The following is an 11,988-nucleotide window of genomic DNA, read 5'->3' as shown; positions in this document are numbered from 1 at the left end:
AATAAAAATAGGAGGGATTGCGTTATGAATAGCGCAGCAGTTGAGGAAACCGTGTCTGTGAATGGCGCAACTCCTCCCAAAGACCACTCGTGTGAATACGTATTAGAAGTTGTTAATGTGTCCAAGGGGTTTCCTGGTGTATTGGCATTGGATGACGTGTGTTTGAAAATTCGTCCGAGTACGGTCCATGCGTTAATGGGGGAAAATGGTGCGGGAAAATCCACCTTGATGAAGGTGATTGCTGGCATTTATCAGCCAGATAGTGGCGAAGTGAGGTTAAGAGGAGAGCCTGTTACCTTAGAAACACCTCTGAAAGCGCAAGAGTCTGGCATTGCTATGATTCATCAAGAGTTGTTGTTGATGAATCAAATGACGGTGGCGGAAAATATTTGGATTCGACGAGAGCCAACTAACGCCTTTGGTTTTATTGATCATGCCAAAATGGCTCGCATGACGGAAGAATTGTTCGTACGTCTTAATATTAAGCTTGATCCAGAAGCCGAGATTAGCACCTTATCGGTGGCGAATCGTCAGATGGTTGAAATCGCCAAAGCCGTGTCTTTTAACTCGGATGTATTGATCATGGATGAGCCGACGTCTGCTATTACTGAGACCGAAGTGGCGCATTTATTTGAGATTATTCGAGGCTTACGCAAACGGGGTATTGGTATCGTTTATATCACTCATAAAATGAGTGAGTTATTTGAAATAGCCGATGAATTTTCTGTATTTCGTGATGGAAAATACATTGGTACGCATGCTTCTGCTGACGTTACCCGTGATGAAATCATCCGCATGATGGTGGGTCGTAATGTGGATCAGATGTTTCCAAAAGAGGACGTTGCATTAGGCGATGTCCTACTGTCGGTCAAAAATCTAACCCTAAATGGCGTATTTCACGATGTGTCATTTGATGTGAGAGCGGGTGAAATATTAGGCTTTGCTGGTCTTGTCGGTTCGGGTAGATCCAATGTCGCAGAGGCCATTTTTGGTGTCACTCCCGCAGACTCAGGTACCGTATGTATTGAGGGTGAAGAAGTCCATATCAAAAATCCTAATGACGCCATTATGAAGGGTATGGCGTTTTTAACAGAAGACCGAAAAGAAACCGGTTGTTTCCTATCGTTGGATATTCAAGAAAACATTCAGTCTGCTGTTTTGCATGAGCATTTTGTCGGTGGCGGCGGTTTTGTCGATCAAAAAAGACTGAATGAAGAATCTGAAGCCTTGTGCCGAAAGCTACGTGTAAAAACCCCAAACATGGAAGAAGCCATCGAGAACCTTTCTGGTGGTAACCAACAAAAAGTGTTGATTGCTCGTTGGCTACTGACTCACCCACGTATTTTGATCTTAGATGAACCCACACGAGGTATCGATGTTGGGGCAAAAGCTGAAATCCATTCATTGGTTACAAAGCTGGCCCATAAAGGGGTCGCGGTCATCATGATTTCTTCCGAATTGCCTGAAGTGCTAGGGATGAGTGATCGGGTGCTTGTTATGCACGAAGGACGTGTGACGGGCATTTTAGATCGTTCAGAAGCCGATCAAGTATCAGTAATGAATTTAGCCGCTCAATAGTACAAGAATTAGAAAAATAAGAGGTTCTTATGACGACGTTAGACAACACCATGAAAGAAGTAAATGACAACCCAGATACCCAGAAGAAAAAACGTATTCCTGCGGAAGTCAGCATTTTATTAGTTTTGATTGGCATCTCCGTTATGTTTGAAATACTCGGCTGGATTTTTGTCGGTCAGAGCTTTTTAATGAATATGAGTCGGTTGCAAATCATCATATTACAGGTTTCTGTTATTGGTATTATTGCCATAGGGGTCACCATGGTCATCATCACCGGAGGGATAGATTTGTCTTCTGGGTCTGTGGTGGCGATGTCGGCCATGATTGCTGCGACGTTTGCTCAATCCAGTAGTTGGCCTAAGGTTATTTCTCCAGCGTTAACGGATTTGCCCTTTTTTGTGCCCTTGATGGTGGGTTTAACGGTTGGGGCATTGGCTGGCTTTGTGAATGGCTGGCTCATCACCAAAACACGTATACCACCATTTATTGCCACATTAGGTATGATGGTATCCGCGCGAGGTGTGGCTCGTTGGTATACTGATGGCAGTCCTGTGTCTGGTTTTACCAATGAATTTGCCATGTTAGGGAATGCCTTAGATCGTTGGATGCCCGTTGTTATCTTTATTATAGTGGCCATCATTTTTCATGTGGTCATGCGCTATACCCGCTTTGGTAAATTCACCTACGCAATAGGTGCAAACCCTCAAGCTGCGCGAGTATCGGGTATCAATATAGATCGTCACTTAATTAAGGTTTATACCATTGCAGGTTTGTTGGTTGGGTTGGCAGCCATGGTGGCCATCGCACGTATTAAAACAGCGCAGGCAGGTATGGGGTTGATGTACGAATTGGACGCTATTGCCGCTGCGGTCATTGGTGGTGTGTCTTTATCTGGTGGGCGAGGCCGTATTGCGGGGACAGTGATTGGCGCTTTGATTTTAGGTGTTATGCTTTCCGGTTTTACGTTTTTACGCATTGATGCCTACTATCAAGACATAATCAAAGGCGCCATCATTGTTGTTGCGGTGATTATTGATCAACAACGTCAGAACAAACGCAAGAAAACCACCTAGCGTAGAGCGTTGTCTTGTCAAATCAATCGGTACTCCCATTGCAGCTTAGCGTTGACTAAGCTGCTTTTTTATCCCTGTTGTTGCGTTATGTTTAATCGATTTTGCGTGTTAGTGTTTACCTTGCTCTATCAACGGTGGTGGTTTTATTCAGATGTTTCTTGGCTTTCGTCAAATTTATAAAAGAAATTCCATAAACAGTAAAAAGTAATGCCCGCTGCAATCATGCCCCAGAACGGTTCTCCGGATAACCATTCCACCAATGTCCAGCCAAAACAGAAAACGGTAGCGGTGACACGACGCCATTTAGGGCGAAAAAATTTACGATCAGCTTCGTTCAAAATGAAAGTCCTATTTTTATATGATTTTCTTGACTAAGAGACGGTATCTAGAGGTTTGATACTAGACACGTTAGTAACCACTAAGTTAGAATTTTTATTCTAAAATTGCAATAATTACTTCTCTCTTGATAAGCCCATTTGTTTCATTATGCTGCTGTGCTTGCTGTTACGGAGAGAACTTTGAGTACAGAGAGTATTTTATGTCAAACGTTGCGCCAGAATCATTGACGGACTTAAAAGAGACCATTAAACAGCACTATCCAAAGTTAAGTAAGCGGTTGCGTCAAGTGGCAGAGTTTGTTTTAGACGCACCAAGTGATGTCGCATTTGGTACTGTTGCTGTGCTGTCAAAAGACGCTGGGGTGCATCCTTCTACTTGGGTTCGCTTTGCTAATGCGTTTGGTTTTAGCGGGTTTAGCGAGATGCAGAAATTGTTCCAGCAGAATCTAATGGAAGAGGCGCCCAGTTATCAAGACAGAATTCGTATGGCAAGAGAAGCATTTGGCGATGAAAATAGTGAACAGTCGCCGTCTCAATTGCTGACTCGATTTTCCCACGCAAATGCGATTGCTCTTGGGCATTTGAGTGAAACCACTGCGGCTGAGGATTTGGATAAAGCCATACAAATATTGTCCCAAGCCAATGCTGCGCATGTTGTCGGAGTAAGACGAGCATTTGTCGTCGCCAGTTATTTTGCTTATGCGTTGCGCCATATTGATCGTAAGGCTTATTTAATTGATGGTGTCGGGGGTATGTATAAGGAACAAGCGAGTGCATTGGATAAGAATGATGTGATGATCGCGGTGAGTTTTCACCCTTATGCGGAAGAAACGCAAATGGTGGCAAAAGCGGCAGCAGAGAAAAAAGTGCCTCTGATTGTGATCACCGATAATCAAATAAGCCCTTTGGCTTCCATCGCATCTGTTTGTTTTGTGGTCAAGGAAGCGGAAATTCAGTCTTTTCGTTCGTTGTCCTCTTCACTTTGTTTGGCACAAGCTTTGTCTATTGGTTTGGCTTATGAGTTAGAGAAAAAGAACGCTAGATAAACCAAATGCCTGATTATTCAAGGGCTGGCTTGTACCAAGTGTTCTTTTACTAACCCATTTTCAACAAGGCGTATAAAAACGAAAGCTTACTGCGCTTTCGTTTTGCTATTACCGAGAGAAATGTGGCGTGATCCTGTTAACTGAGATTGTCCGCTAACCCCTGAATCGATTTTATCTATCTGTCCACCGCGCGCAAGAAACTCTTGCATTTGCTTTTCAATGGATTCCGAAGTTTCCGAAGCAGCCGGCTGTTTCTTTTTAGTTGCCATGATAAATAGTCCTTGTTTTTAGATTGAACAAGGACTATACCAGAATTTCATAAAATTTGCTTGTTATTGGCTAACGTCTGCAATCGTGTGTCTATCTTTGGTTGCGTTGAACCATCCTGCCATTAGTGAGAATGAGGATGGTAACGACGAACAATCGGATTTAACAGTCTTGTCAGCCAGCCTGTAAACTCAATCGGCGCGTCTAAAACTGTTAGACAGATGCATTCTGCGTCTTTTGTGACGATGGGTTTATGTTTGTGACTCGCGTCACGGTTGATAAAGTCACCTTGACGATAAATACCGCTTTCATCCGAAAAAGCCCCTTCCAATACGAGAGTGATTTCGTCACCTGTATGGGTATGGGTTGGCATATGGGCGCCAGCTTTTACTCTGGTCAGAGCGATTTGTGCGCCGCCTTCTTCGTTGTAAAGCGTTGCTATCTTAAAAGAGGGCGATAGGCGCATCCACGTAAGATCATCATAGCTTTTGGTAATAAACTGGCGCAGGCTACGTGGAATGGCGTAATCATCCCATCTCATGTCTTTATCTTCTTGAGGCGATACCTTATTGTCTTCTTTTGGGCTAGGCTGTTGCGCTAGATTTTTGAAGAAGCTGTCTTTTAGGTTACTGAGCTGACGAGATTCTGTCTGAGCCTGATCAAAAAGATGTGCGCCGAGCATTTCCAACTTTCTAATCTGCTGTTGGCATTCAGGACAGCGTTCTAAATGTGTGGACACACACAAGGAATGCGCCAAAGGTAGTGAGCCAGCAGCGTAGTCTGTTAGTATTTCAATCGATGGATGGTAGTTTATCATCGATACTACCTCTTAACGTAAATAGTGAGTTTATGCAAAGCAAGGCGAACCCGAGATTTTATCGTTCCAAGAGGAAGAGACAATTCTTCAGCGGCTTCCTTATGTGTTTTCCCTTCTAAGTAAACTTTTGACAAAACCTGCTTTTGATCAGCTGGTAATTTGTTTAAGCCTTGCTGAATACGTTCTTGATCTCTTTTTTGCTGTGCGTCTTTAAATGGATCGGCATTTTCGTCGATCACATGTTCCCAAAGATATTCCGGATCAATATCTGACTGATGTCGGCTGTTTCGACGTAAATAATCGATACGAGCATTTCTCGCTAGAGTAAAGACCCAAGTATTAAGCGATGCCGATTCAGGTTTGTAAGTGTGTGCTTTGTTCCAAATACGTATCATGACTTCTTGCGCAATATCATCGGCCATTAAATTGGCACCAGGCTGAGCGGCAAGACAGAACGATCTTACTTTTGGTACATAGTGATCAAATAAACGGCCTAAAGCGGCTTGATCCCTATGTTGAGCGACGGCATAAATGTCCGTGACTCGTTGTTCGTCGTCGGGTAGTTGAGTTGCGCGTTCCATTTATCGCTCCAAAAAGCAAAATTGTCATACGCTTAGTTTGCGTTGTATCAAATATACGCTGTATTTATTCGAGAGGATCACTTTTATTTACGTAAATAGTGTTTAAATTTCTTTTGAAAGTGATCCAGAATGCACCGCAACGCGTTAAACAAAATATGGTGACACAAAATACCACCCAATTAGGTAACTGCTAAGGTAAGTGACGAGTATGACGGACGCAAATATGGCTTCCAATTCTTTATTAATAGAGCGCTTTAAAGCGTTTTATCAAGACGTTAAGCATCCAAAGTTAGAAAAAATGGATGATGTTTACACAGAAGATGTGCTCTTTAAGGACCCTGTTCATGAGTTGCGCGGTGCCGAAAGTTTGCACGCTTACTTGTCCGAAATGTGTGTCAATGTGCACAGTGGGCGTTTTGAATATTTGGATCAGCTCGTCTCTGAGAATACAGCCTATATCAAATGGAATATGCATTTTAAACACCCTAAGTTAGGCAACAAAACGATTACTGTGCGTGGTATGAGCCAAGTGCAGTTTAATGAGCGCATCTATTTCCATGAAGACGTGTATGACCTTGGTCAGTTAATTTATGAACACGTGCCTTTGTTGGGTACTGCCGTGAAAGGTTTAAAAAAGCGCTTGGCAAGGTAGTTTGGGGAGAACAAGGAGCATGATAATGGACAAAGGTGTTGTATGGATTACCGGAGCCAGTTCTGGTATTGGTCTGTCGTTAACAAAGCAATACTTAGAAGCAGGATGGCAAGTGTTAGCCAGTGCGAGAACGCAAGGCGAATTGGTTACTTTGTCAGAATCCTATGAAAGCCTAACCTTTGTGGCTTTTGATATTTCCGATGACAGTCAGGTTCAAGCCGTAAGAGAAACCTTAATGCTACATACTGCACATTTAGATTGTGCGATTTTAAATGCGGGCACCTGCGAATATCTTAATATGACAGATACAGATCCTGATTGGAAAATGATGGATAGAATTATGTCGGTTAATTTTTTTGGTTTGGTAAACAGTGTGGATGTATGTTTGCCGTTATTGAAGAAATCCTCGCGGCCGCATTTAGTCGGAGTAAGTTCACAAGCGGTTCAGGCCGCTTTCCCACAAGCGGAAGCTTATGGCGCGAGCAAAGCGGCTGTGCGTTATTTCCTCTCTTCCCTACGTATGGACTTAAAGCAATTCAATATTGATGTGACCTGTTTATTGCCGGGCTTTGTTGATACACCTCTGACGCAAAAAAATACGTTTTCTATGCCATTTTTAATGTCGTCTGATGATGCGGCGAAAAGAATGTTCAATGCTTTAGCCTCCCGTCCTTTTGAGTTTGCCTTTCCTAAGCGTTTATCGGTCATGCTGTGGGCTGGACGGCACTTCCCAAAATTATGGTTGTCTATATTGGCACCTAAAAAAAATCATAACGACTAATATCACCAGTGACAATTGGCTATTACATCCGCTCGGTGAGTGAATGATATAAGGTATTTTAAGGGGACAATGAGTGAAAATTGCCATAATTGGTTCAGGGATATCTGGCTTGACTAGTGCTTATCTTCTACAGCAGCAGCACGAAGTGACAGTCTTTGAATCGGAAAATCGTATTGGTGGTCATACGGCAACCGTAGATGTAAAAGAAGCAGAACAGACTCGGGCAGTTGATACGGGTTTTATTGTTTTCAATGATTGGACGTATCCGAATTTTATTCGGCTAATGGATGAGTTGGGTGTGGCATCTAAAGCGACAGAGATGAGTTTTAGTGTGAGTTGTCAGGATACGGGCCTCGAATACGGAGGCAACAATTTAAATACACTGTTTGCCCAGCGTCGCAACTTATTGAACTTCTCTTTTATTGGTATGTTAAAAGATATTTTACGTTTCAATAAAGAAGCCATCCAAGACCTAGACAGCGGTCAATTAAAGGAAGGTGTGACGCTTGGAGAGTATTTGCAGCAAAAGGGCTATGGTCGCCGTTTTGCCAGTCATTATTTGATTCCAATGGGCAGTGCGATTTGGTCATCGACATTGGATGAAATGATGGCATTTCCATTGGTGTTTTTCGTCCGCTTCTTTAAAAACCACGGTTTGTTAAGTGTGAATGATCGCCCGCAATGGCGAGTCATTGAAGGGGGATCATCGGCGTATTTACAGCCTTTAGTCGAAAAGTTTAAAGACCGTATTCAGCTTGGCGCGACTATCGACAAAGTACATCGTTCTGAGACCGATGTGGTGATTCACTTTGCAGATGGCTCTACACAAGTGTTCGATCAAATTGTGTTTGCCTGCCATAGTGATCAGGCGTTGGCGTTATTGGCGGACCCTTCTAAAGAGGAGCACGCGATTTTATCGGCTCTGCCTTATCGAAACAACGATGTGGTACTTCATACCGATACCAGACTGTTGCCGAAAAAGAAACTCGCTTGGTCTAGTTGGAATTACTATCTTGGAAAGGATCGAACTAAGCCTGCTACCCTAAGTTATAACATGAATATTCTGCAGCATTTTTCCAGTGATACCACCTATGTGGTTACCTTGAACCAAACAGACATGATTGCGGAAGACAAAATCGTGGGGCGTTTCCAGTACTCTCATCCTACCTTTACCTTGGCGGGTATTAACGCTCAGGATCGTTGGTCAGAAATTAATGGGGTAAACAAAACGTGGTTTTGTGGGGCTTATTGGCGTAACGGTTTCCATGAAGATGGTTGTTGGAGTGGCGTTCGTGTGGCTAATGGATTGGGAATCACATGGTAGATTTTCTGCCTAAGCACAGCGCTGTCTATCATGGCACTGTGCGCCATCGTCGTTTTTTACCGCGTACTCATGCGTTTCGTTATAGCGTCTTTATGATGTACTTCGATTTAGATGAGTTAAATGATGTGTTGGCGATGAGTCCCTGGTGGTCTGTTAAACCTTGGTCCTTAGCTCGATTTGCTCGACAAGATTATTTTGGGGATTCGTCTGTTTCTATTAAACAGGCAGTGCTGTCTGAAGTGAATGAGCGTTTGGGCTTGGATTTATCAGGTCCAGTGCGCATGTTAACCAATTGTCGATATTTTGGCTTCATCATCAATCCCATCACTATTTATTATTGCTTCGACAAACATGAGCAACTGCAAGCCATGCTGCTTGAAGTAACGAATACGCCTTGGCGGGAAAAAATACCTTATGTTTTAAAATGTGATCCACTCCTGCCTATGCAGCGTATGCAATTTAACAAGGCAATGCATGTATCGCCATTTCATCCGATGGAACATTTTTATGACTGGCGAAGCAATGTTCCTCATAAGAAGCTAGCGGTGCATATGCAGAATAAAGAGTTAGTAGGGGAAAAGTGCGTGTTTGATGCCACCTTATCACTGACTCGAATGTCGTTAACGTCTTCTACTATGGCGAGGGTGTTGTTTCGTTATCCTGTCATGACAATGCAAGTTGCCTTTGGCATTTATTGGCAAGCACTAAAGTTATGGATAAAAAAGGTGCCTTTTTATTCGCATCCGAACTCATCGTCTACCAAGATCAAATAGGGTAGAAATATGGCATTTAGGAGATTAATACCTATGAACTCCGTTAGTATGGAAAATCAGAAAGTGAAAAATAACACAACAACTTGGTTCGATACGCTAGCACGCAAGATGGTGTTTGCGATGTTAGGAAAATTGGAAATTGGCCATTTAACATTAGATGAGAATGGTAAAACCTATACCTTCGGAGAAGACAAGGAAAGCACTCGCTATATTGCGCATATCCAAGTTCATGACATTCATGCTTATCGTGACGTATTTTTAAACAGTAGTATTGGCGCTGGCGAAGCTTATATGAAGGGCTGGTGGTCTTCTTCGGATGTGGTTGCGGTGATTCGCTTGATGGTGGCCAATCTTAGTTTGATCAATAAAATGGACGCTAAACGTCCCATATGGAGCCGTATAGGGGCAAAGATCGTTCATAAATTGAATGCCAATACGAAGAAAGGGTCGAAAGATAATATTTCCGCTCACTATGACCTAGGCAACGATTTTTTCTCCTTATTTTTAGACCCTACCATGATGTATTCCTCGGCGGTTTACCCACAGCTGAATTCTTCTTTAGAAGAAGCATCGGTAAATAAACTGGATCGTATTTGCCAAAAGCTTCAATTAAGCAAAGACGATCACCTATTAGAAATCGGCACAGGTTGGGGTGGCATGGCGATTCACGCCGCTAAGAACTATGGCTGTCGAGTAACCACCACCACAATTTCCAAAGAACAGTATGAGTTTGCTAAGGCACGAGTGGAAGCCGAAGGTTTGCAAGATAAGATTACCTTGTTGCTTGAAGATTACCGCGATTTACAAGGGCAATACGATAAGCTTGTTTCTATTGAAATGATTGAAGCGGTGGGTCACGAATACTATGACAGCTATTTCTCTAAGTGCAGCGAGCTGTTAAAACCCCATGGTGTGATGGTGATTCAAGCCATTACCATTGCGGATCAACGTTACGATTATGCACGCCGTTCAGTGGATTTTATCCAACGTTACATCTTCCCAGGTGGTTGTTTGCCATCCAATCAGGTGATTGCTCATAAAATAGCGTCAAAAACTGACATGCAAATTGTGGGACTGGAGGACATTACAGAGCATTATGCCAAAACGTTAGCGGATTGGCGCACACGTTTCCATGCCGCTCGTCATGAAGTGACGAACATGGGTTTTGACGACGTATTTTGCCGTATGTGGGACTTTTATTTGGCTTATTGCGAAGGTGGCTTCAAAGAAAGGGCCATTAGTACAGGGCAGTTTGTCTTTGCCAAACCCGATCATCGTTTGTCTATTGAGACGAATTAAAGGGAGCATATGGCATGAAATCCTTATTGAATGCCATTCTATTTCAAGCGGTTTGGTTTATTTGTTTATTAGCGGGCGATCTTTGGACTCTCGCTGCCACGGCTTCGTATCTGTTCTTGCATGATCGTTATTTTATGCATACTCGAAGAGAATGGCGTTTATTTTTAGTTTTCCTAACATTAGGTATTATCGTTGATGGTACCCTGTTTCATGTTGGCGTGTTCTCTGCTTCAGCTGATAATTTAGACACAATAAGCTTGCCACCCGTTTGGTTACTGTGTCTTTGGGTGAGTGTTGCGACCTTATTTGCCCATAGCCTATCTTTTCTTCGTTCACGATATATATTGGGGGCGTTAATGGGTGCTATTGGGCCAACATTGAGTTATTTTGCTGGTGCAAAGCTGTCAGGTATTAGCTTAGCAGAGCCTGTTGGACAGACTTTATTGATCGTAGCGATTATTTGGTCGTTGGTGATACCGCTGGGAATTTGGCTGAGCGAAAAATGGACATTGTTTGATGCCTAAGAGTTCTTGTATTTGCTTCTGTATCAGCGTTATCTCTATCTGATATGGGTCTCACTTGATGATAAATAAGTGTATGACGTAATCTAAAATGTAAGGGTGAGAAATGAAGCTATCTTTTGTTTGTTTGCCGCAGAAGCGGTCCTTTGTGACGTTGTTTTTTTCTTTATTATTTAGTGCCTTCAGTTTGGCTGATACGCCAGTTTCTAGCAATGCCGACTTTTCCAAAATAGTAGGCAGTGCCTACAGTTTGAAAACCGGTGCTTTATTGTACCGAGAAACACATCAAATGCTCGATGACAAAAGTCATAAGGTGGAATATTCAGAGCCAGATGGCCGTGTGTTTGCGAATAAAACCCTAGATTTTTCTCAATCGCGTATTACTCCCAGCTTTTCACAGGTTAATGAGCGTAACGGTGAAACCATAGATGTGAAACAAGTGAATAATCGCTTGGAAGTAAACTATGTAGAAAACCGAAAAGCCCAGCCAGAAGTCGGTTCGATCCCATTGGTAGCGGGTATTGTGGTAGATGCCGGTTTTGATGGTTTTGTTAAACAGTACTGGGATACCTTGAAAACAGGTAAACAGATGGATATCGAATATTTGGTGCCTAGCCAGCAAACCACGTTTTCTTTTCGTGTTGCTAAAGCCGATTGTCTTGATGGAACACAGGATGGAGCGATGTGTTTCGCTTTGTCTCCCATTTCCTGGTTTGTCAAAATAGCAGTGGATCCGATAGTGGTTGCTTATGATCCTTTAGATAAGCGCTTATTGCGTTTCACCGGACGCGCCAATATATGCGATGAAAACGGCAAATATCAGAGTGTAGATATTCAGTACCATTATTTTTAACACATTACTGCATCGCTCTTTTATTCTAGCGATAGCACTGCATATTCTAAGGAAATGACTATGAAAAACGTATGGTGTTCTGTCA

General features: G+C 42.8%; 14 protein-coding genes. 10 read left to right on the top strand and 4 right to left on the bottom strand.

Going from position 1 to position 11,988, the window contains the following annotated elements:
* The first annotated feature begins 24 nt into the window (after positions 1 to 24).
* Positions 25 to 1,578: a sugar ABC transporter ATP-binding protein gene (locus tag ONZ52_RS07610; protein ID WP_265218059.1), complete on the top strand. Its 1,554-nt coding sequence runs from the start codon at positions 25 to 27 to the stop codon at positions 1,576 to 1,578.
* A gap of 29 nt (positions 1,579 to 1,607) precedes the next feature.
* Complete coding sequence (locus tag ONZ52_RS07605; protein WP_265218058.1) at positions 1,608 to 2,651, top strand: ABC transporter permease; 1,044 nt, start codon at positions 1,608 to 1,610, stop codon at positions 2,649 to 2,651.
* A 143-nt stretch (positions 2,652 to 2,794) separates the two neighbouring features.
* On the opposite strand, the gene ONZ52_RS07600 is transcribed toward ONZ52_RS07605, so the two are convergent.
* Complete coding sequence (locus ONZ52_RS07600) at positions 2,795 to 2,989, bottom strand: hypothetical protein (RefSeq protein WP_321160280.1); 195 nt, start codon at positions 2,987 to 2,989, stop codon at positions 2,795 to 2,797.
* A 200-nt stretch (positions 2,990 to 3,189) separates the two neighbouring features.
* Here ONZ52_RS07600 and ONZ52_RS07595 point away from each other — a divergent pair, with 200 nt between their 5' ends.
* Entirely contained in the window at positions 3,190 to 4,035 is an 846-nt protein-coding gene (locus tag ONZ52_RS07595) for a MurR/RpiR family transcriptional regulator (RefSeq protein ID WP_265218057.1), read from the top strand.
* Between the two features lie 86 nt (positions 4,036 to 4,121).
* Here the strand turns inward: ONZ52_RS07595 and ONZ52_RS07590 are convergent, their stop codons facing one another.
* The 3 genes from ONZ52_RS07590 to ONZ52_RS07580 all read right to left on the bottom strand — a co-directional run bounded on the left by ONZ52_RS07590 (position 4,122) and on the right by ONZ52_RS07580 (position 5,700).
* Complete coding sequence (locus ONZ52_RS07590; RefSeq protein ID WP_024025667.1) at positions 4,122 to 4,304, bottom strand: hypothetical protein; 183 nt, start codon at positions 4,302 to 4,304, stop codon at positions 4,122 to 4,124.
* 122 nt (positions 4,305 to 4,426) lie between these two features.
* Positions 4,427 to 5,119, bottom strand: a complete 693-nt coding sequence (locus ONZ52_RS07585; RefSeq protein WP_265218056.1) for a ChrR family anti-sigma-E factor — start codon at positions 5,117 to 5,119, stop codon at positions 4,427 to 4,429.
* Positions 5,120 to 5,124: 5 nt separating this feature from the next.
* Positions 5,125 to 5,700 carry a sigma-70 family RNA polymerase sigma factor gene (locus tag ONZ52_RS07580; protein ID WP_265218055.1) on the bottom strand — a complete coding sequence of 192 codons (576 nt, stop codon included), beginning with the start codon at positions 5,698 to 5,700 and terminating at the stop codon, positions 5,125 to 5,127.
* Positions 5,701 to 5,908: 208 nt separating this feature from the next.
* On the opposite strand from ONZ52_RS07580, the gene ONZ52_RS07575 reads away from it, so the two are divergent.
* The 7 genes from ONZ52_RS07575 (at position 5,909) to ONZ52_RS07545 (ending at position 11,903) form a co-directional block, all read left to right on the top strand.
* Entirely contained in the window at positions 5,909 to 6,352 is a 444-nt protein-coding gene (locus tag ONZ52_RS07575) for a nuclear transport factor 2 family protein (protein ID WP_265218054.1), read from the top strand.
* 25 nt (positions 6,353 to 6,377) lie between these two features.
* Positions 6,378 to 7,133, top strand: coding sequence for an SDR family NAD(P)-dependent oxidoreductase (locus ONZ52_RS07570; protein ID WP_265218053.1), 756 nt, complete (start codon positions 6,378 to 6,380; stop codon positions 7,131 to 7,133).
* Positions 7,134 to 7,206: 73 nt separating this feature from the next.
* Positions 7,207 to 8,457: an NAD(P)/FAD-dependent oxidoreductase gene (locus ONZ52_RS07565; protein WP_265218052.1), complete on the top strand. Its 1,251-nt coding sequence runs from the start codon at positions 7,207 to 7,209 to the stop codon at positions 8,455 to 8,457.
* Positions 8,451 to 9,230, top strand: coding sequence for a DUF1365 domain-containing protein (locus ONZ52_RS07560; RefSeq protein ID WP_265218051.1), 780 nt, complete (start codon positions 8,451 to 8,453; stop codon positions 9,228 to 9,230). The genes ONZ52_RS07565 and ONZ52_RS07560 overlap by 7 nt, the downstream gene beginning before the upstream one ends.
* A gap of 33 nt (positions 9,231 to 9,263) precedes the next feature.
* Positions 9,264 to 10,529 carry an SAM-dependent methyltransferase gene (locus ONZ52_RS07555; protein ID WP_265218050.1) on the top strand — a complete coding sequence of 422 codons (1,266 nt, stop codon included), beginning with the start codon at positions 9,264 to 9,266 and terminating at the stop codon, positions 10,527 to 10,529.
* A 14-nt stretch (positions 10,530 to 10,543) separates the two neighbouring features.
* Positions 10,544 to 11,053 carry a DUF2878 domain-containing protein gene (locus ONZ52_RS07550; RefSeq protein WP_265218049.1) on the top strand — a complete coding sequence of 170 codons (510 nt, stop codon included), beginning with the start codon at positions 10,544 to 10,546 and terminating at the stop codon, positions 11,051 to 11,053.
* Between the two features lie 103 nt (positions 11,054 to 11,156).
* On the top strand, positions 11,157 to 11,903 hold the full coding sequence (locus ONZ52_RS07545; RefSeq protein ID WP_265218048.1) for a hypothetical protein: 747 nt from the start codon (positions 11,157 to 11,159) through the stop codon (positions 11,901 to 11,903).
* The last annotated feature ends 85 nt before the right edge of the window (positions 11,904 to 11,988 follow it).

The organism is Marinomonas rhodophyticola (genome assembly GCF_026113935.1).
GTDB lineage: Bacteria > Pseudomonadota > Gammaproteobacteria > Pseudomonadales > Marinomonadaceae > Marinomonas > Marinomonas rhodophyticola.
This window is presented reverse-complemented; position numbering and strand designations above follow the sequence as displayed.

Bases quoted from the DNA above. Each gene is read 5' to 3' on its own strand.
- ONZ52_RS07580 (WP_265218055.1), bottom strand. From the start codon at position 5,700: ATGGAACGCGCAACTCAACTACCCGACGACGAACAACGAGTCACGGAC.
- ONZ52_RS07560 (WP_265218051.1), top strand. From the start codon at position 8,451: ATGGTAGATTTTCTGCCTAAGCACAGCGCTGTCTATCATGGCACTGTG.
- ONZ52_RS07595 (WP_265218057.1), top strand. From the start codon at position 3,190: ATGTCAAACGTTGCGCCAGAATCATTGACGGACTTAAAAGAGACCATT.
- ONZ52_RS07585 (WP_265218056.1), bottom strand. From the start codon at position 5,119: ATGATAAACTACCATCCATCGATTGAAATACTAACAGACTACGCTGCT.
- ONZ52_RS07570 (WP_265218053.1), top strand. From the start codon at position 6,378: ATGGACAAAGGTGTTGTATGGATTACCGGAGCCAGTTCTGGTATTGGT.
- ONZ52_RS07545 (WP_265218048.1), top strand. From the start codon at position 11,157: ATGAAGCTATCTTTTGTTTGTTTGCCGCAGAAGCGGTCCTTTGTGACG.
- ONZ52_RS07610 (WP_265218059.1), top strand. From the start codon at position 25: ATGAATAGCGCAGCAGTTGAGGAAACCGTGTCTGTGAATGGCGCAACT.
- ONZ52_RS07550 (WP_265218049.1), top strand. From the start codon at position 10,544: ATGAAATCCTTATTGAATGCCATTCTATTTCAAGCGGTTTGGTTTATT.
- ONZ52_RS07590 (WP_024025667.1), bottom strand. From the start codon at position 4,304: ATGGCAACTAAAAAGAAACAGCCGGCTGCTTCGGAAACTTCGGAATCC.
- ONZ52_RS07555 (WP_265218050.1), top strand. From the start codon at position 9,264: ATGAACTCCGTTAGTATGGAAAATCAGAAAGTGAAAAATAACACAACA.
- ONZ52_RS07605 (WP_265218058.1), top strand. From the start codon at position 1,608: ATGACGACGTTAGACAACACCATGAAAGAAGTAAATGACAACCCAGAT.
- ONZ52_RS07575 (WP_265218054.1), top strand. From the start codon at position 5,909: ATGACGGACGCAAATATGGCTTCCAATTCTTTATTAATAGAGCGCTTT.